Below are 16,733 nucleotides of genomic sequence, written 5' to 3' on the forward strand. Positions count from 1 at the left end.
TGGCGAGCGGGCGCGGGCCGACCGTGAACCCATGCCCGCAAGCCGTTGCAAAGACGAGCCAATCCCCGATACGAAACGATCCGGGACAGGCAGGCCCGTCCCGGATCGCGTCATGTCACGACGCCGGCTCGCGCCGGAGCTGCGGAATCGCTCAGGCCGACGCGACCTGCCGGCGGCGCGCCAGGTCCGGCGGCGTCGCCTCGCGCGTCAGCTCGGCCACCATGTCGGCGAGCGAGAGCACGCTCTGGTTCTGGCTGCCGAGGCGGCGCACCGTCACGGTCTTCTCCTCCGCCTCGCGCTTGCCGACGGCAAGGATGACCGGGACCTTGGCCAGCGAATGCTCGCGGACCTTGTAGCTGATCTTCTCGTTGCGCAGGTCGGCGCGGGCGCGCAGGCCGGCGGAGAGCAGCGCCATGGTCACCTCCTCGGCATAGGCGTCGGCCTCCGAGGTGATCGGGCAGACCACCACCTGCTCCGGCGCCAGCCAGAGCGGGAAATGACCGGCATGGTGCTCGATCAGGATGCCGGTGAAGCGCTCCAGCGAGCCGCAGATGGCGCGATGGACCATCACCGGCTGCTTCTTCTCGCCGTCCGAGCCGATATAGAAGGCGCCGAACCGCTCGGGCAGGTTGAAGTCGACCTGCGTCGTGCCGCACTGCCAGTCACGACCGATGGCGTCGCGCAGCACATATTCGAACTTCGGGCCGTAGAAGGCGCCCTCGCCCGGATTGATCTCGGTCTTGATCCGGTTGCCTGACTGCGCCGCGATCTGCTCCAGCACCGAGGTCATCACCGCCTCGGCATGGTCCCAGACCGCGTCGGAGCCGACGCGTTTCTCAGGCCGGGTCGAGAGCTTGATGACGAGATCGTCGGTGAAGCCGAAATCCTCGTAGACCGAAAGGATCAGGTCGTTGATCTTCATGCATTCGGCCGCGAGCTGGTCTTCCGTGCAGAAGATGTGCGCGTCGTCCTGCGTGAAGCCGCGCACGCGCATCAGCCCGTGCAGCGCGCCGGACGGCTCGTAGCGATGCACGTTCCCGAATTCGGCGAGCCGGATCGGCAGGTCGCGATAGCTCTTCAGCCCGTGCTTGAAGATCTGGACATGGCCCGGGCAGTTCATCGGCTTCAGCGCGAACATGCGCTGGTCCTTGTCGGGATCGCCGGGATGCTCCAGCGCCCCGGCCGACTTCACCGCGAACATGTTGTCCTGATACCAGCCCCAGTGGCCGGAGGTCTCCCAGAGCGACTTGTCGAGGATCTGCGGCGCGTTCACCTCCTCATAGTCGGCGGCAAGGCGCCGGCGCATATAGGCGATGATCTCCTGGAACAGGCGCCAGCCCTTGGAATGCCAGAACACGACGCCCGGCCCTTCCTCCTGGAAATGGAACAGGTCCATCTCCCGGCCGAGCTTGCGGTGGTCGCGCTTCTCCGCCTCCTCGATCTGCTTGAGGTGGGCGTCGAGCTCCTCCTGCTTGGCGAAGGCGGTGCCGTAGATGCGCGTCAGCATCGGGTTGTTGCTGTCGCCGCGCCAATAGGCGCCGGCCACCTTCATCAGCTTGAAGGCGTTGCCGACCTTGCCGACCGAGGTCATGTGCGGGCCACGGCACAGGTCGATCCAGTCGCCCTGCGCATACATCTTCAGCGTCTGGTCGGCCGGGATGGCGTCGACCAGCTCGACCTTGAAGGCCTCGCCCTTGTCGCGGAAGAAGTCCTTGGCCTTGTCGCGGCTCCACTCTTCCTTGGTGAAGGGTTTGTCGCGCGCGATGATCTCGCGCATCTTCTTCTCGATCGGCGCGAAATCCTCCGGCGTGAACGGCTCGTTGCGGAAGAAGTCGTAATAGAAGCCGTTCTCGATCACCGGGCCGATGGTGACCTGGGTGCCGGGATAGAGCTCCTGCACCGCCTCGGCGAGGACGTGCGCGGCGTCGTGCCGGATCAGCTCCAGCGCGCGTGGATCCTCGCGGTTGAGAAACTCGATCTTCGCGTCGCGCGTGATCGCGTCGCCGAGGTCGACGACGGTGCCGTCGAGCGCCATGGCGACGGTGCGCTTCAGAAGCGAAGGGGAAATGCCGCCCGCGATCTCCTTGCCGGTGATGCCGGAGGGAAACTCGCGCTGGGCGCCGTCGGGGAATGTCAGGGAGATCGTCATCGATCGGCTCCTGCTCACTCGGGGATACGAACCCCGTAAGAAGGCCGGCTGCCTTGGAAATCGCGCGGGTCGGCATCCGGAGGGGCCCGCGCCGGCCCGGCCTATACGAGCGCCCGGACGCAGGCAATCGCCGATTATGCGGCGCGGCGCTTTTCGCGGGCGTCGAGAGGTGACGGGGCCGGCAGAAGCGGCAGCCGCCCATCACGGGTCTATGGGTTGATCCTCCTCCGGCGGCGGGCCGTTGACGCCGCGCCAGCGGCCATAGGCCCAGGGCCGGTACCAGGCCGCCTCGGCCGGCACCTCCTCGCAGACGATGTCGATGCCGGAGGTGCCGAGCGGCGTGCAGCGGCAGATGCGCGCCAGCCCCATCCAGCCACCCGCCCACAGCCCGTGCCGCATGATCGCCTCGTCGGTATATTCCGAGCAGGAGGGCCAGTGCCGGCACTGCCTGCCGATCAGCATGGAGAGGCTGAGCTGGTAGCCGCGGATCATCGCATGCGCACCGAGTCGCGGCGCCCGTGCGGCCATCGCCCGCCAGGAAAGGGTTTGTTCAACATCTTCCGGCAGATATCGCATGGCTTGCTTGTGCCGGCGCTCCTTCATCCGTTTCCGTCCTCGTTGACTCCGGACATGACGCGCGTTCGATCCTTCGCCCTCACCGCCGCTCTCTGTGCCCCATTGCTGGCTTTCGCCACGCCCTCCTCGGCGCAGCAGAGACCCTATCTGCTCTGGCTCGACTCCGACCGGGTCGACGTCGCCAAGATCATGGGCCTGCCGCCCGATCTCAAGTCGCCCGAGCACCGCGCCGAATTCGAGACGGTGCTGGAGATCTCCGGCAACCGCACGCCCGAGCGCGAGAAGCAGGCGATCGCCGACCAGTACCAGACGCTCGCCGCCTTCCTGGAAGGCATGGACCACGCCTTTGTCGCGAACACGCATCGCGAGACGCGCCTGCTGATGCGCGAGGCGCAGATCGAGCTCTCCATCCTGCTACGCAGCGTCGGGCGCCTGACCAACCGCACCCGCCCCTTCGCGATGTGGAACAAGGTCCGGGTCAAGCCCTGCCCCGGCGCACGGCCGACCGGGACCTCCTTCCCCTCCGCCCACGCCGCGACTGCCGCGCTCTACGCCACCCTACTCTCGGAAGCCGTGCCGGAGCTGGCCGAGCGCTTCGAGGAGCGGGTCAAGAGCTATGACGAAAGTCGCCTGGTCTGCGGCTTCCATTACCCGTCTGACCTCACCGCCGGCGACAAGATCGGCCGCGCCGCCGCCAAGGCGCTGCTCGAGGACAAGGCCTTCCGCGCCCGCTTCGACGACACCCGCGACGAGACCCGCCAGGCCTTCGGCCTGAAGTGACGCAAGCCGGCCCGGCGCCTCAGCCGGGCCCGGCCGCCGCGGCCCGGCGCGCCTCGATCTGGCCGATCGCGTCGACCACCGCGTCGAATGTCAGCATGGTCGAGGCATGGCGCGCCTTGAAGTCGCGCACCGGCAGCAGCACCGCCAGATCCGCCCATTTGCCCTCCGGCGGCGCGCCGTTCTCCTTGAGGATCGCCAGCGCCTGCCTCCGCACCTCGCGCAGTTCCGCGGCCGTCGCGCCGACGACATGGCGCGCCATGATCGAGGACGAGGCCTGGCCGAGCGCGCAGGCCTTCACGTCATGGCCGAAGCCGGTGACCACGTCGCCCTCCATGGCGAGGTCGACAGTGACCGTCGAGCCGCACAGCCTGGAATGCGCCGTCGCGGTCGCGTCCGGCGCCGGCAGGCGTTCGAGCAGCGGGATGTTCGCCGCCAGCTCGAGGATTCGCTTGTTGTAGATGTCGTTCAGCATGGCCTGTCCGCGCGGGGGTGGATCGACCCGCCCGCCGCTCCAATATAGAGAGGGCGCGCCGCTTGCGGGAGTACCGTGGCGGCCGCCCCCGTCCGCAGTGGCGCAAGGCCGCATCGGCCCGCCGAGCGGCCCAGACAAGAAGGCACCACATGGACAGCGTGGTTAAGTCCTTACCCGTCGAGCGGGCGCAACGCCTGCCGGCCGACGGCCAGCCCTCCGCCGGCCCGACTCGCGAGGAGGCGGAAGCCGCCGTGCGCACCCTGATCCGCTGGGCCGGCGACGACCCGGCGCGCGAAGGCCTGCTCGACACGCCCCAGCGCGTGGTGCGGGCCTATCGCGAACTGTACGCCGGCTATGGCGAGGACCCGCGCGAGATCCTCGGCACCGTCTTCGAGGAGGTGGCGGGCTATCGCGACATGGTGCTGGTGCGCGACATCCCGTTCCATTCGCATTGCGAGCACCACATGGTGCCCTTCGTCGGCAAGGCGCATATCGGCTACTACCCGCAGGGCGGCGTGGTCGGCCTGTCGAAGCTCGCGCGCGTCGTCGAGCTGTTCGCCCGGCGGCTGCAGACGCAGGAGACGATGACCGCCCAGATCGCCGATGCGATCGAGGAGGCGCTGCGCCCGGCCGGCGTCGCCGTGCTGGTCGAGGCCGAGCACATGTGCATGTCGATGCGCGGCGTGGCCAAGCAGGGTTCGTCGACCCTGACGACGCAGTATCGCGGCCGTTGCGCCGACCCTGCCGAGCAGATCCGCTTCTTCACCATGGTGAAGTCGGCCGCGCTGTGAGAGACCCTTGCGCAGGCGCCCATCCGCCGCGCGTCCGGAGACCAAGATGAGCAGCTTCCCCACCCTCTCCGACAAGGCCGCACTCGAGGAAGGCCTCGTTCTGGCGCCGAAATTCGATCGCGACGGCCTGGTCACCTGCGTCACCACCGAGGCGGGCACCGGCGAGCTGCTGATGGTCGCCCATATGAACGCTGAATCCCTGCGCCTCAGCATCGAGACCGGCGAGGCCTGGTACTGGTCGCGCTCGCGCCAGGCGCTGTGGCGCAAGGGCGAGACCTCCGGCCAGCTCCAGACCATCGTCGAGATGCGGGTCGACTGCGACCAGGACGCGCTCTGGATCAAGGTCCGCGTCGGCGGCGACGGCGGCTGCTGCCACACCGGCCGCCGCAGCTGCTTCTACCGCGTCCAGCCTGTCGGCGGCGCGGCCGATGCCGGGCTCGCCTTCGCCTGAGCCTCCGGCGCAGCCAGCGACATCATTCCGTCAAGCGACGCGGCTAGATCGCGCAACGTCCGGCCGGCCGCCGCTCCCGGCGCCGGGCGTTCACCTTGTACTCATCATCGCGCGCGATCATGGCCTTCGACCGGAGGGACACGCCGATGATGCTCGACGGAATTGCCAGACGGGCCTTCGGCCTGGGAGGCGGCGGAGCGGTGATGAACGACCTCGGCAACCACCCGGTGCCGCGCGCGCCCAATCCGCGCATCGGCCTGGCGCTCGGCGGCGGCGCCGCTCGCGGCTGGGCCCATATCGGCGTGCTCCAGGCCCTGACCGAGGCGGGCTATGCGCCAGACGTGATCACCGGTACCTCGATCGGCGCCGTGGTCGGCGGCTGCTACGCCGCCGGAAAGCTCGACCGCCTGACCGACTTCGCCATCGGGCTGACCAAGCGGCGCGTCATCGGCCTGATGGACTTCCATCTCGGCGGCGCCGGGCTGATCTCGGGCGAGCGCCTGCGCCGCCTGCTCGACCGCGATCTCGACGGCGTGCAGATCGGCGACCTGCCGCAGCGCTTCGCGGCGATCGCCACCGAGCTCGGCACCGGCCACGAGATCTGGCTGACGCGCGGCCCGCTCGTCGCGGCGCTGCGCGCCTCCTACGCCCTGCCCGGCGTCTTCGACCCGGTGAAGCTCGGCGGGCGCTGGCTGATGGACGGGGCGCTGGTCAATCCGGTGCCGGTCTCGGCCGCACGCGCGCTCGGCGCCGACGTCGTGCTCTGCGTCAACCTGAACACAGAGATCGGCGGGCGCGGCACCGTGATCCAGACCCATGGCGCCGATCCCGACACCGATCTGGAGCCGGCGCCGCAGGGTCGCGCCGCAGGTTGGCTCGGCGGGGTACGCCAGCGCATGCGCGGCTTCGTCGGCCGCGACGCCGGCCAGCCGGGACTGGCGGGCGTGATGATCGACGCCTTCAACATCACGCAGGACCGGATTTCGCGCTCGCGCCTCGCCGGCGATCCGCCCGATGTGATGATCGGCCCGAAGCTCGGCCGCGTCGGCCTGTTCGACTTCCATCGTGCCGACGAGGCGATCGCGCTCGGGCGCCAGGCGACCGAGCGCGCGCTCGACGACATCGCCGCCGTGATCGCCGCCAACCGGCTGCCCGCCGGCTGAGGCCGGCGCCGTCAGGCCATCGCGATATAGTCGCGCATCGCCTGGCTCTCGGCCTCGATCTGCGCGACGCGATGCTTCACCACGTCGCCGATCGAGACGATGCCGGCGAGCCGGCCGTTCTCGACCACCGGCACGTGGCGGAAGCGCCCGACCGTCATGATCTCCATCAGTTCGTCGATGCTGGTTTCCGGCCGGCAGGTCACGACCTTGCCGGTCATGGCGCGCGAGACCGGCGTGTGCAGCGCCTCCGCGCCGCCGGCGCCGAGCGCGCGGATGATGTCCCGCTCCGACAGGATGCCGTGCAGGCTGCCATCGGCATCGGTGACCACCACCGCGCCGATGCGCTTGTCTGCGAGCGTGCGCACCGCCTCGCCCAGCGTGCGATGGGGCTGCACGGCCACGACTTCGCGACCCTTGTTTCCGAGGATGTTGGCGACGTTCATCGAGTGTTCCTCCGACTGTTCGGGCGCCGTTGACCGGCGCTCATGGCCTTTGGGACTCTCGCGGCGCAGGCCGGTGCGGGCGTCATGCCCGGCCGGCCGCGCCGCGGTCGATGCGTGAACTGTGATGGAACTCTGCGGCGCTCGCAAGGCGGCGACCGCCGCACTTTGCCGGCGGCCCGGCTCAGCGCGGGCGCACCGGCCCGCGGTCGAGCAGCGGGAAGAGCAGGAGCCCGGCGACGAAGCCGCCGATATGCGCCTCCCAGGCGATGCTGCTCTCCTCGCCGAAGATCGGCACCAGCCCGGCCCCGAACAGGATGTTGGTGACGAACCAGACCACGATGAACAGCAAGGCCCGCGAATTCCGCCAGATGCCGCCGAATCGCTCGGCGGGGATCGCGCGCACCGCCGCGTCGTCGCCGAGCCCGGAGAAGTGCACGCCCGGCGAGAACACGAAGCGGATCGCCGCCGCCATCGCACCCGAGACGCCGGCCGAGGCACCGACCAGCGGCAGGACCTCCAGCGGCCGCGCCCACCAGTGCAGCAGCGCCCCGCCGATCGTCGCCGCAGCGAAGAGCAGCAGGAAGCGCATGGGGCCGAGCCTGCGCGCCACCGGGCTGCCGAAGGCCGCGAGCCAGACGACATTGGTCAGGAGATGCGGCCAGGAGCCGTGCAGAAGGCCGTAGGTCAGCAGCGTCCAGGGGTAGCCCTCGCCGTCGCCGAGCAGGAAGCGCGCCAGCCGCAGATGCTGCACCACGCCGGTCGAGCCCGCCGCGCCGATCGATTCGACCACCTCGTTCAGACGGTCGGGCGAAAACCACACCGTCATCCGGGCCGGCACGAAGGCGAACTGGACCATCGCCAGGAAGTCGTCCTGCGCCGACAGGAACTCGCGCACGACATGGACGAGGGCCAGGACCGCGATCAGCCCGATCACGGCGCCCGGCAGGTTCAGGATCGGCTCGCGCGGCCGGCCGCCATGTCGATGATCGGGGTTCGCTGACATCGCCGCCTCACTGGCGCATGGCCGCCCCCGTGGCAACAGAAAAGGGGAGCGCCGGGCGCTCCCCTTTTCCAGCCCCGGTCCGGTCACGTCGCCGGCCCACCCGGTCTCGTGGCGTGGCGCCTTTCGGCGCCGACGCCGTCCTGACGATCTCTGACAGTTTTAACGGTTATCCACAAAGGTAACCCTTCGTTAACCCTAACGACCCCTTGCCCGCTCACCTGGCGGCCGGCGCGTGGCAAGACGGCATGCGTGCTGCGTCCTTCTCTCGCGGAAGGCCCCGAACGTCCCCGCCTCGAACGATTGCGACCCGGAACGGGACGCGTCTGCGGTGGCGTCGGGCGGCGCAAGACCGGACTGGACCATCGCATGAAGAATCCGAGCACTCGCCTGGTTTTCGACTACTGGGACACGCTGCGCGGCGAACGCAGCGCCCCCGAGCGCGGGGAGATCGAGCCCGGCGCGCTGCGCCATGCGCTGGCCGACACCTTCGTGCTCGAGAACGACCAGATCGGCCCGGTCTTCCGCCTGGCCGGCACGCGGCTCTGCGCCCTGTTCGGCCGCGAGCAGCGCGGGCGCCCCTTCGCGGCGCTATGGACCGGCGTCGAGGCGCAGGGCGACATGCGCCGCCTGGTGCAGACCGTGATGGACGAGAGCGCCGGTGCCGTCGCCGGCCTCGCCGCCGAAACGGTCGAGGGGCAACCGCTGCACCTCGAGCTGCTGCTGCTGCCGCTGCGCTATCGCGGCCGCACCCATGCCCGCGTGCTCGGCGCACTCTCGCCGGCCGTAGCGCCGGAATGGCTCGGTCTCGACACGCTCGACACCATGCGGATGGTCTCGCTCAGGATGATCTGGCCCGACGCCGCCCCCGCGCGCCCGCCGGTCGAGGCCGCCCCGCCCCGGGCCCGGCCGAGGCTGATGCTGCTTCCCGGCGGCCGAAGCTGAAAAAGGCTAACCAACGCTTAACCGGCGCGCCATAATCTGTGCTGCGTTAAGACACCGGAACGTCACATGCCGAGCGCGCCAGCAAGCCCGAAGAAGGCATCGGCGCCTGCCGAGCGCAGGCGGCACCAGCGCATGAAGATCGTGCTGCTGGGCCGCTACATGCTGCCCAACCGGCTGGAATACCCCTGCCAGAGCACCGACATCTCGCCCGGCGGCCTTCACCTCGTGGCGCCGACGCTGCCCGAGATCGGCGATCGCATCATTCTCTACCTCGATCATCTCGGCCGGGTCGAAGGCCAGGCGGTGCGCCTGACGCCGGACGGCTTCGCGATGACGATCACCGCCACCAGCCGCAAGCGTGAGAAGTTCACCGCGCAGCTGACCTGGCTCGCCAACCGCGAGGCGCTCGGCCTGCCCGAGGACCGCCGCCACGAGCGCGTGGTGCCGCGCAATCCGCGCTGCATGCTGGCGCTGGAGGACGGCACCGAATTCGCCGTCCGGATTCTCGACATCTCGCTCTCGGGCGCCGCCTTCGCCACCGACCAGGAGATCGCGATGGGCACGCCGGTGCGCCTCGGCAGCACCCAGGCCCGCGTCGTGCGCCGCTTCGACGGCGGCTACGCCACCGAGTTCCGTATCCCGCTCTCCGCCGACGATCTCGGCGAGAACCTCGAGCTCTGAGTCCGGCGGCGGCCACGGCCCGCCGGATCTCGAGCCCCCTCCCCTCACCATCCGATCCCGCTGCAACGCACCCGCACCCCGCGGGCACGCGGAGCCTGCGTGCGCAGCCGCAGCGCCGGGCGACCGTCGCCCGATCCCGCCATGGCCACGGCCTGCGGCCCCGCGAGTCGTTGCGTCACCTGCAGCGGAAGAAACGCTTAGCCTTACCCGTTTCTGATGGTTCACAAATCGTAACAGGAACGCGAGAAATCCTTACTGTCGATTTTATACTTGGTTTTCTCTGAGAAGACCGAAGATCAGGAAAGCTGAATTTGATAAAATTGCACGCTTTCACTTCAAGTGATCTCTACAGGCCAACGCCATGGTCGTCCCCGGGACAAGGAAAGGGGACATCATGCTGTCTGTTCGCAACACCGCCACCGCCCTCATCACCGCCGGCGCCATGCTGGTCGCCGGCAGCCTCGCCGCCCAGGCCGACTCGCGCAGCGCAGCCGGCCTGCCGGTCGCCAGCGCCCCGATCGAGGCCGGCGGCGACGCCCGCGCGCCCTATGCCTGGACGGATTTCTGCAAGCGCACCCCGAGCGAGTGCGCGGTCGACCGCCGCCAGGCCGACACGGTCCAGCTCTCGCCGCAGCTCTGGAAGACGATCGTCGCGACCAACCTCTCGGTGAACCGCGAGATCGAGCCGGTGACCGACATGGACCATTGGGGCGTGGTCGATCGCTGGGACATCCCGACCGACGGCAAGGGCGATTGCGAGGACTATGTCCTGCTGAAGCGCCAGCGTCTGGCGGAGGCCGGCATCCCGCGCCGGGCCATGCGCGTCACCGTCGTGATCGACGAGGAGAACGCCGGCCATGCGGTGCTGATGATCCGCACCAACCGCGGCGACTTCATCCTCGACAACAAGCGCAACGCGATCCTGCCGTGGAGCCAGACCGGTTACACCTATGTCAAGCGTGAATCCCAGGACCGCGTCGCCTGGACCTCGCTCGGCGGCCGCGCGACCTCGACCGTGGCGTCGCTGCGCTGAGCGAAAGAACCGGTCCGCACCGGCCCCGCGCCGGTCCGGATCGACCGAGATCGGCCGCCTGTCACGAGGCAGCGGCCCAAGGAATGGCGAGGTCCGGTCACGTCCCCACCCACCCGTCCCCGACCGGGCACCGTCCAGGGCCGGCTCCTACCCCGGGAGCCGGCCCGCTCTTTTTTTTTCGAGCGGGCCTTGCCGGGCGAGGCGTCGTTTCAGTCGATCCGCTTCATGCCGGCGGCGAACTGCTTCCAGCGCGCGACATAATTGGCGGCCGAGGCGCGCAGTCCCGCGATCGCGGCTTCGTCGAGCGTACGGATCGCCTTGGCGGGCGAGCCGACGATCAGCGAATTGTCGGGAAACTCCTTGCCCTCGGTCACCAGCGCATTGGCCCCGACCAGGCAGTTGCGGCCGATCCGCGCCTTGTTGAGCACGGTCGCGCCCATGCCGATCAGGCTGTTCTCGCCGATGATGCAGCCATGCAGGATGGCGCGATGGCCGATGGTGCAGCCGGGGCCGACCTGCAGCGGACAGCCGGGATCGGTGTGGAGCACGCAGCCTTCCTGGACATTGCTGCCCTCGCCGATCTCGATCCACTCATTGTCGCCGCGCATCACCACGCCGAACCAGACGCCGACATCGCGCGCCAGCCGCACGCGGCCGACGAGATGGGCATCGGGCGCCAGCCACCAGGTGCCTTCCGGCGGGGTCTCGGGCGCGATTCCGTCGAGCGTGTAGAGCGGCATGGGCGTCGTCCTCCTTGATTTCCCAGGAGGAGTGCAGGCCCGCGGCCCCTGTCGTCAAGCCGCGCCGGGCATCGAGACCCGCGTGCCGGCGGGCCCGTCCGCACGAAAGTGAAGCCCCGCAAACGGTGGTGAGGCGGCGCCGGTATGGTTTACGGCGCGTTAAGCCGGCTCTGGCTTACTGGCTGCGAAGTACCGCCGCACGCGCCGCGGACGGATCCTGACCAGCCGATACGAGCCCGCCATGAGCCTGCGTGCCTCCCAGCCTGCCTATCCGCATCACCATGCCATGCGCGGCGACATGGCCGGCGCGATCCGCGAGCGGCTGGGCCGCCGGGCCATGCCGGCCCTGCCGAGCGCCGACGGGTTCCTGCTGAAATGTGCGGCTGCGATCCTGCTGGCCGGCCTCGCCGGCACCGGCTTCGCGCTCTATGCCGCGCGGCCCGGCCCCGATACCGGCGCCGAGCTGGAGCCCGCGCGCGTCGGCGATGTGGCGCTGGCAATTCCGCACAATCTCACCGGCGCTGATTCCGCCGATGGCCGCCTGGTCGGCATGGCGCGGCTGCGGCTGGACTGGCCGAGCCTCGGCCCGGTCACGCCCGACAGCCGGGCGCGGCTGCTGGTGACGCTGAGCCCGCCCGACAAGGTCAACGAGCCGGCGACGCAATTGTCGGTCTATGCCCGCTTCCTGACGCCGACCGTCTGGTCGAATCCCGGCGGGCTCGTGGTGCGCGCCTTCCGCAAGGGCTCGCCCTTCGAGAGCGACGAGCTCTTCGTCTCGGCCCCGGACGGGCGGGGCTTCGCCGCCCGCTGCCCGGTCGAGGTCGCCGGGCGCGGCCCGGAGGAGCTCTGCCGCGTCACCTTCCGGCATCGCGGCATGGACGTGAACATCCGCTTCCCGCGCAAGATCATCGTCGACTGGCAGCTGATGCTGGGCGGCGTGCGCCGCTCCATCGACAGGCTGGTCCGCTGACGGGCGCGGGGAAGAGGCCCTGAGGCCTCAGTCCTCGAGATCGACGTCGAGGATCGCCATGGTGAAGTTGAACGAGCGATCGCCGTCCTCGTCGTCGACATGGATGATGCCGATGAACTCCTCGCCGAGATAGACCTCGGCCGAGTCGGTCTTCTTCATCCGCGCCCGCACGCTGATGTTGAGGTTCGAGAACGTGCGGCGCAGATAGGCCTCGAGCTTGGCCAGTTCTTTCTTGTCCACGGTAGGGTCCTTTCGCTGAGCGCGGACGGATGCCACGCAGCGGGGGTGAGAGCAAGCCGCCAGAGGCCGCCCGCGCCGGTTCCTCCCCCGCCCAGTGCGGCCCGGCTTGCCCGGTACCTGCCCCTCAGCGGACGTAGTGCAGCCTGTCGAAGCGGCGGCGGAAGGCGGTGACGTCGGAGGCGATGGCTTCAGGCGCACGCGCTCCAGAGAGCGCCTCCGCGATGTAGCCCGCCAGTTCCGGCATGTGCTCCGTCGTCATGCCGAAGCGCACGATCTCGGGCGTGCCGAGCCGCAGGCCGTTCACGTCGCCCGCCACCGCCGGCAGCGGCAGGCCGATGCCGCAGCTCAGGATGTTGGCGGCCCGCAGCGTCTTCGCCGCCGCCTGCCCGCCGCCATAGGGCGCGGCCTCGATGGCGAACTGGTGCGAGGTCGTCATACCGGCGTCGCGGGCGAAGATCGGCACCTGCCGCTCGGCGAGTTCCTGCGCCAGCTTGTGCGCGGTGGCCGCCATCATCGCCGCATAGTCCCGGCCGAACTCGAGCCAGTCCATCAGGCTGATCGCCAGCGAAGCTGATTTGGCCGCGTCGAAATTCGCGGTGAGGCCGGGATAGGCGATGGCGTCGAGTCGCTCGGCGAAAGCGGCGTCATTGGTGACGATCAGGCCGGAGGGCGGGCCGCCCAGGCTCTTATAGGTGCTCATCGTCATGACGTGAGCGCCCTCCTCCAGCGGCTGTTGCCAGGCATGGCCGGCGATCATGCCGGAGAGATGCGCGGCGTCGAACAGCACGATCGCGCCGACTTCGTCGGCGATGGTGCGGATCTCGCGGATCGGATGCGGGAACAGGTTGAGGCTGCCGCCGATGCTGATGACCTTGGGCTTCAGCCGCAGCGCATCCTCGCGCAGCTTCGCCACGTCCACCGTATAGCCCGCCGCATCCACCGGCGCGGGATGGGTGACCACCCCGTAGAGCCCGGCCGCGCCGGCGCCGTGATGGGTGACGTGCCCGCCGATCGAGGCCGGCGGCGCGATCACCACCTCGCCGGGCTTCGCAGCCGACATGAAGACGTAGAGATTGGCGATCGCACCCGAGGGCACGCGAATCTCGGGGTAGCGCGCCCCGAAGACCTCGGCCGCCAGCTCGGCCGCCATCACCTCGATCTGCTCGATCGCCTCGAGCCCCATCTCGTATTTGTCGCCGGGATAGCCGAGCGAGGGCCGCGTCCCGAGCCCCTGCGCCAGCACCGCCTCGGCCCGCGGGTTCATCACATTGGTCGCGGGGTTTAGGTTGACGCAGTCGCGCTCGTGGATGATGCGGTTCTCCGCCACCAGCCCGGCGAGGCGGGCCTCGCGCGCCGCCCGGTCCTGGCCTGCGACCGCCTCGGCGATCCCCAGCACATAGTCTTCGCTCGCCGCGGGCACCCAGCCGCGCCGTGCCAGTTTCGCCGTCATCGCAATCCCCGTCGGTCCGCTCGATCCTGCCGGCATTGGACAGGTTTGGCGTGGCGGCCGCAAACCAGTTATCGTCGCGCAGAGGCCGAGAAAATCTCGCCCTCGCGCCTGTCACTCCGGCCGCGCTCCCGTCCGAGGCACGCTTCGCCATGTCAGTCCGGCCGCCCCGCCAGCCGCTTCCGCCGCTCAACGCGCTGCGCGCCTTCGAGGCGGCCGCCCGGCTCGGCAGCTTCGCCCGTGCCGCCGAGGAGATCGGCGTGACGCCGGGTGCGGTGGCCCAGCAGATCCGCCGGCTGGAGGACTTCGTCGGGGTGCCGCTGTTCCGCCGCCTGCCGCAGGGCGTCAGCCTGACGGACGCCGCGCAGGCCGCAGCGCCGCGGCTGGAGGCGGCCTTCCACGAGTTGGCCGAGGCCGTCGGCACGCTGCGGGCCAGCTGCGGCGACCGCGCGCTGACCATCGCGGCCCTGCCCTGCATCGCCCAGCTCTGGCTGGCGCCACGGCTCGGTGCGCTGCAAGCCGCGTTTCCGGGGCTGGCGGTCTCGATCTCCGCGATGGAGGAGCCGCCGGCCGGCAGGCAGGCGGCGCACGATCTCGCGCTGTTCTATCTGCACGAGCCGCCCCCCGGCGCCTCGGCCCTGCCGGAGGACCGGCTGCTTCCCGTCTGCGCCCCGGCGCTGGCCGGGCGCCTCGCGGCTCCGGCCGATCTCGCCGGCATGCCTCTGCTGCACGATTCGGTCTGGCGCGATCACTGGAGCCGGTGGCTTCGCGCGGAAGGGCTAAGCCGCATCGATGCCGGCCGCGGCGCCTCCTACTCGCTCTATGCGCTGGCGCTGGACGCGGCGCTGGGCGGGGCCGGCGTGCTGATCGGCCGTCACAGCCTGGTGGCGCGCCATCTCGCCCGCCGGGACCTGGTGGCGCCCTTCGACCGGCCGCTGCCGAGCGGCGACCGTCTCTGCATCCTGAAAAGCGCCGGCGCACGTCCGCATCCGAACCGCGACGCCGTCGCCGACTGGCTCGAAGCCTCGGCCTGAGGCTGGCTCAGATGCCGGCACCGAGCCCGGCGGCGACGACCTGGTCCATGGAGCGCGCCGGCTCGGCGCAGCCGGCCTCACCCACCACCTTGGCCGGCACGCCCGCAACCGTGGTGTTGCGCGGCACCGCCGCCAGCACGACCGAGCCCGCCGCGACGCGCGCGCACTGGCCGACCTCGATATTGCCGAGGATCTTCGCGCCGGCGCCGATCAGCACGCCCTTGCGGATCTTGGGATGGCGGTCGCCGCCCTGCTTGCCAGTGCCGCCGAGCGTGACGCCCTGGAGCAGCGAGACATTGTCCTCGATCACCGTGGTCTCACCGACGACGAGGCCGGTCGCGTGGTCGAGGAAGACACCCTGCCCGATCCGGGCGGCCGGGTTGATGTCGGTCTGGAAGACCTCGGAGGAGCGACTCTGCAGATAGAGCGCCAGGTCGCGCCGGTCCCGGCGCCAGAGCCAGTGCGCCAACCGGTGGGTCTGCAGGGCGTGGAAGCCCTTGAAGTATAGCACCGGCTCGAGCAGCCGGTAGCAGGCCGGATCGCGGTCGAGCACCGCGACCACGTCGGCACGGAAGCCGAGCCCGATCGCCGGATCGTCGGCGATGGCCGCGTCGAAGGTCTGCACGATCAGCTCGGCCGGCAGTGCGGGATGGGCCAGGCGGCCGGCGACGCGATGGGCGACCGCCTCCTCGAAGCTGCCCTGGTTCAGCACATTGGAGAGGATGAAGCTGGTCAGCGCCGGCTCGGCGGCGATCGCCGCCTCGGCCTCGCGGCGTAGGCGCGTCCAGACCGGGTCGACCCTGTCCAGGCCCGTGGCGAGGTCGCGGATCTCGGCATTGCTGCGGCCGGCGGACATGACATTCTCCACGGAAAGGCGGACGGCGCCCGCGAAAGCAGGCCCCATCGAGGTCAGGTGGCGATGCCTTCTAGCTGAATCAAGTTATGAAGGGCAAGAATCGACCTGTGAGATACCCGCCACAAGCCCTTGATATGGAATAAAATTCTACGCCCGGAGAACATCATTCTCCGAAAAGCGCCGATCAGGGCCGCCGGCCCAGGAACGAGACGACCGCCTGCTTGTGGGAGCGGTCGCCCACCGCGAGATTGTGGTCGCGCCCCTCGATCGGGAAGAACTCCGCCCCCGGGATCAGCGCCGCGAGTTCCGGCCCCGAGCCCGAGACCTCGTCGCGCGTACCGACGCTGATCAGGGTCGGCATCGCGATGCGGGCGACATCGGCCTCGCTCAGCGTCTGGCGGGTGCCGCGAATGCAGGCGGCCAGCGCCTTGAGGTCGCTGCCGGTATTCTCGGCGAACGCCCGGAACATGCGCTGCATCGGATCGGTCAGGTCAGCCAGCGACGGCGCCTCCATCGCATCGGCGATGCCGAGCGGCAGGCCGACGCCCTGCACGAGATGGATGCCGAGGCCGCCGAGCAGCAGCGAGCGCACGCGCTGCGGATGCGCCAGCGCCAGATGCGCGGAGATGCGCGCGCCCATGGAATAGCCCATCACATCGGCCCTCTCGATGCCGAGATGGTCGAGCAGCCGGCGCGCATCCTCCGCCATCAGGTCGGAATGGTAGAGCGCCGGATCGTAGAGCTTCTCGCTGCGGCCATGGCCGCGATTGTCGAACAGCACGACGCGGCGCCCGTCATGGGTGAGCGTCTTCGTCCACTGGGTGTTGACCCAGTTCACGGCATGGCTCGAGGCGAAGCCGTGGATCAGCAGGATCGGGTCGCCGCTGCCCTCGGCGGTCGGCGCCAGGTCCTGATAGGCGATGGTCACGCCGTCCGAATCGAAGCTCTGCATCTCGTCACGC

The 16,733-nt window shown here is 69.8% G+C and carries 19 protein-coding genes; 9 read left to right on the forward strand and 10 right to left on the reverse strand.

What is annotated here, in order from left to right:
• Positions 1 to 151: 151 nt before the first annotated feature.
• Both thrS and yidD read right to left on the reverse strand, forming a co-directional pair.
• Entirely contained in the window at positions 152 to 2,149 is a 1,998-nt protein-coding gene (gene thrS / locus ABE438_RS00090; RefSeq protein WP_346500022.1) for a threonine--tRNA ligase, read from the reverse strand.
• 201 nt (positions 2,150 to 2,350) lie between these two features.
• Positions 2,351 to 2,677, reverse strand: coding sequence for a membrane protein insertion efficiency factor YidD (gene yidD, locus ABE438_RS00095; RefSeq protein ID WP_346500024.1), 327 nt, complete (start codon positions 2,675 to 2,677; stop codon positions 2,351 to 2,353).
• Between the two features lie 102 nt (positions 2,678 to 2,779).
• Here yidD and ABE438_RS00100 point away from each other — a divergent pair, with 102 nt between their 5' ends.
• Complete coding sequence (locus tag ABE438_RS00100) at positions 2,780 to 3,505, forward strand: phosphatase PAP2 family protein (protein ID WP_346500026.1); 726 nt, start codon at positions 2,780 to 2,782, stop codon at positions 3,503 to 3,505.
• A gap of 19 nt (positions 3,506 to 3,524) precedes the next feature.
• On the opposite strand, the gene ABE438_RS00105 is transcribed toward ABE438_RS00100, so the two are convergent.
• The gene (locus ABE438_RS00105) at positions 3,525 to 3,977 is read right to left on the reverse strand and encodes an iron-sulfur cluster assembly scaffold protein (RefSeq protein ID WP_346500027.1); all 453 of its coding nucleotides are present in this window, start codon (positions 3,975 to 3,977) and stop codon (positions 3,525 to 3,527) included.
• Between the two features lie 149 nt (positions 3,978 to 4,126).
• On the opposite strand from ABE438_RS00105, the gene folE reads away from it, so the two are divergent.
• The 3 genes from folE to ABE438_RS00120 all read left to right on the forward strand — a co-directional run bounded on the left by folE (position 4,127) and on the right by ABE438_RS00120 (position 6,382).
• Positions 4,127 to 4,768, forward strand: a complete 642-nt coding sequence (folE, locus tag ABE438_RS00110) for a GTP cyclohydrolase I FolE (RefSeq protein ID WP_346500029.1) — start codon at positions 4,127 to 4,129, stop codon at positions 4,766 to 4,768.
• A gap of 46 nt (positions 4,769 to 4,814) precedes the next feature.
• A complete protein-coding gene (gene hisI / locus ABE438_RS00115; protein ID WP_346500030.1) occupies positions 4,815 to 5,219 on the forward strand; it encodes a phosphoribosyl-AMP cyclohydrolase in 405 nt (134 codons plus the stop codon).
• A gap of 146 nt (positions 5,220 to 5,365) precedes the next feature.
• Positions 5,366 to 6,382 (forward strand): patatin-like phospholipase family protein, encoded by a 1,017-nt coding sequence (locus ABE438_RS00120; RefSeq protein WP_346500032.1) that lies wholly within the window; start codon positions 5,366 to 5,368, stop codon positions 6,380 to 6,382.
• Positions 6,383 to 6,393: 11 nt separating this feature from the next.
• On the opposite strand, the gene ABE438_RS00125 is transcribed toward ABE438_RS00120, so the two are convergent.
• On the reverse strand, positions 6,394 to 6,825 hold the full coding sequence (locus ABE438_RS00125; RefSeq protein WP_346500034.1) for a CBS domain-containing protein: 432 nt from the start codon (positions 6,823 to 6,825) through the stop codon (positions 6,394 to 6,396).
• Positions 6,826 to 7,006: 181 nt separating this feature from the next.
• Entirely contained in the window at positions 7,007 to 7,828 is an 822-nt protein-coding gene (locus tag ABE438_RS00130) for a rhomboid family intramembrane serine protease (RefSeq protein WP_346500035.1), read from the reverse strand.
• Positions 7,829 to 8,194: 366 nt separating this feature from the next.
• Between ABE438_RS00130 and ABE438_RS00135 the strand changes: the two genes are divergently transcribed.
• The 3 genes from ABE438_RS00135 to ABE438_RS00145 all read left to right on the forward strand — a co-directional run bounded on the left by ABE438_RS00135 (position 8,195) and on the right by ABE438_RS00145 (position 10,484).
• On the forward strand, positions 8,195 to 8,770 hold the full coding sequence (locus ABE438_RS00135; RefSeq protein ID WP_346500037.1) for a PAS domain-containing protein: 576 nt from the start codon (positions 8,195 to 8,197) through the stop codon (positions 8,768 to 8,770).
• 66 nt (positions 8,771 to 8,836) lie between these two features.
• Positions 8,837 to 9,451: a PilZ domain-containing protein gene (locus ABE438_RS00140; RefSeq protein ID WP_346500039.1), complete on the forward strand. Its 615-nt coding sequence runs from the start codon at positions 8,837 to 8,839 to the stop codon at positions 9,449 to 9,451.
• 394 nt (positions 9,452 to 9,845) lie between these two features.
• Positions 9,846 to 10,484, forward strand: coding sequence for a transglutaminase-like cysteine peptidase (locus ABE438_RS00145; protein ID WP_346500041.1), 639 nt, complete (start codon positions 9,846 to 9,848; stop codon positions 10,482 to 10,484).
• 209 nt (positions 10,485 to 10,693) lie between these two features.
• On the opposite strand, the gene ABE438_RS00150 is transcribed toward ABE438_RS00145, so the two are convergent.
• A complete protein-coding gene (locus ABE438_RS00150; protein ID WP_346500043.1) occupies positions 10,694 to 11,224 on the reverse strand; it encodes a gamma carbonic anhydrase family protein in 531 nt (176 codons plus the stop codon).
• Between the two features lie 241 nt (positions 11,225 to 11,465).
• Between ABE438_RS00150 and ABE438_RS00155 the strand changes: the two genes are divergently transcribed.
• On the forward strand, positions 11,466 to 12,194 hold the full coding sequence (locus ABE438_RS00155; RefSeq protein ID WP_346500045.1) for a hypothetical protein: 729 nt from the start codon (positions 11,466 to 11,468) through the stop codon (positions 12,192 to 12,194).
• A 27-nt stretch (positions 12,195 to 12,221) separates the two neighbouring features.
• On the opposite strand, the gene ABE438_RS00160 is transcribed toward ABE438_RS00155, so the two are convergent.
• Both ABE438_RS00160 and ABE438_RS00165 read right to left on the reverse strand, forming a co-directional pair.
• Entirely contained in the window at positions 12,222 to 12,434 is a 213-nt protein-coding gene (locus tag ABE438_RS00160; RefSeq protein WP_346500047.1) for a DUF3126 family protein, read from the reverse strand.
• A 124-nt stretch (positions 12,435 to 12,558) separates the two neighbouring features.
• Positions 12,559 to 13,884, reverse strand: coding sequence for a serine hydroxymethyltransferase (locus ABE438_RS00165; RefSeq protein WP_346500049.1), 1,326 nt, complete (start codon positions 13,882 to 13,884; stop codon positions 12,559 to 12,561).
• A 149-nt stretch (positions 13,885 to 14,033) separates the two neighbouring features.
• Between ABE438_RS00165 and ABE438_RS00170 the strand changes: the two genes are divergently transcribed.
• Entirely contained in the window at positions 14,034 to 14,915 is an 882-nt protein-coding gene (locus ABE438_RS00170; protein WP_346500050.1) for a LysR substrate-binding domain-containing protein, read from the forward strand.
• A 7-nt stretch (positions 14,916 to 14,922) separates the two neighbouring features.
• Here the strand turns inward: ABE438_RS00170 and cysE are convergent, their stop codons facing one another.
• A complete protein-coding gene (cysE, locus tag ABE438_RS00175; protein WP_346500052.1) occupies positions 14,923 to 15,771 on the reverse strand; it encodes a serine O-acetyltransferase in 849 nt (282 codons plus the stop codon).
• Between the two features lie 184 nt (positions 15,772 to 15,955).
• On the reverse strand, positions 15,956 to 16,723 hold the full coding sequence (locus ABE438_RS00180) for an alpha/beta fold hydrolase (RefSeq protein ID WP_346500054.1): 768 nt from the start codon (positions 16,721 to 16,723) through the stop codon (positions 15,956 to 15,958).
• Positions 16,724 to 16,733: the final 10 nt, after the last annotated feature.

The organism is Allobosea sp. TWI1241 (assembly GCF_039673065.1).
Lineage (GTDB): Bacteria > Pseudomonadota > Alphaproteobacteria > Rhizobiales > Beijerinckiaceae > Allobosea.

What these genes read in the sequence shown, in the direction of transcription:
- thrS (WP_346500022.1), bottom strand. Translation starts at nt 2,149, where the DNA reads ATGACGATCTCCCTGACATTCCCCGACGGCGCCCAGCGCGAGTTTCCC.
- yidD (WP_346500024.1), bottom strand. Translation starts at nt 2,677, where the DNA reads ATGGCCGCACGGGCGCCGCGACTCGGTGCGCATGCGATGATCCGCGGC.
- ABE438_RS00100 (WP_346500026.1), top strand. Translation starts at nt 2,780, where the DNA reads ATGACGCGCGTTCGATCCTTCGCCCTCACCGCCGCTCTCTGTGCCCCA.
- ABE438_RS00105 (WP_346500027.1), bottom strand. Translation starts at nt 3,977, where the DNA reads ATGCTGAACGACATCTACAACAAGCGAATCCTCGAGCTGGCGGCGAAC.
- folE (WP_346500029.1), top strand. Translation starts at nt 4,127, where the DNA reads ATGGACAGCGTGGTTAAGTCCTTACCCGTCGAGCGGGCGCAACGCCTG.
- hisI (WP_346500030.1), top strand. Translation starts at nt 4,815, where the DNA reads ATGAGCAGCTTCCCCACCCTCTCCGACAAGGCCGCACTCGAGGAAGGC.
- ABE438_RS00120 (WP_346500032.1), top strand. Translation starts at nt 5,366, where the DNA reads ATGATGCTCGACGGAATTGCCAGACGGGCCTTCGGCCTGGGAGGCGGC.
- ABE438_RS00125 (WP_346500034.1), bottom strand. Translation starts at nt 6,825, where the DNA reads ATGAACGTCGCCAACATCCTCGGAAACAAGGGTCGCGAAGTCGTGGCC.
- ABE438_RS00130 (WP_346500035.1), bottom strand. Translation starts at nt 7,828, where the DNA reads ATGTCAGCGAACCCCGATCATCGACATGGCGGCCGGCCGCGCGAGCCG.
- ABE438_RS00135 (WP_346500037.1), top strand. Translation starts at nt 8,195, where the DNA reads ATGAAGAATCCGAGCACTCGCCTGGTTTTCGACTACTGGGACACGCTG.
- ABE438_RS00140 (WP_346500039.1), top strand. Translation starts at nt 8,837, where the DNA reads ATGCCGAGCGCGCCAGCAAGCCCGAAGAAGGCATCGGCGCCTGCCGAG.
- ABE438_RS00145 (WP_346500041.1), top strand. Translation starts at nt 9,846, where the DNA reads ATGCTGTCTGTTCGCAACACCGCCACCGCCCTCATCACCGCCGGCGCC.
- ABE438_RS00150 (WP_346500043.1), bottom strand. Translation starts at nt 11,224, where the DNA reads ATGCCGCTCTACACGCTCGACGGAATCGCGCCCGAGACCCCGCCGGAA.
- ABE438_RS00155 (WP_346500045.1), top strand. Translation starts at nt 11,466, where the DNA reads ATGAGCCTGCGTGCCTCCCAGCCTGCCTATCCGCATCACCATGCCATG.
- ABE438_RS00165 (WP_346500049.1), bottom strand. Translation starts at nt 13,884, where the DNA reads ATGACGGCGAAACTGGCACGGCGCGGCTGGGTGCCCGCGGCGAGCGAA.
- ABE438_RS00170 (WP_346500050.1), top strand. Translation starts at nt 14,034, where the DNA reads ATGTCAGTCCGGCCGCCCCGCCAGCCGCTTCCGCCGCTCAACGCGCTG.
- cysE (WP_346500052.1), bottom strand. Translation starts at nt 15,771, where the DNA reads ATGTCCGCCGGCCGCAGCAATGCCGAGATCCGCGACCTCGCCACGGGC.
- ABE438_RS00180 (WP_346500054.1), bottom strand. Translation starts at nt 16,723, where the DNA reads ATGCAGAGCTTCGATTCGGACGGCGTGACCATCGCCTATCAGGACCTG.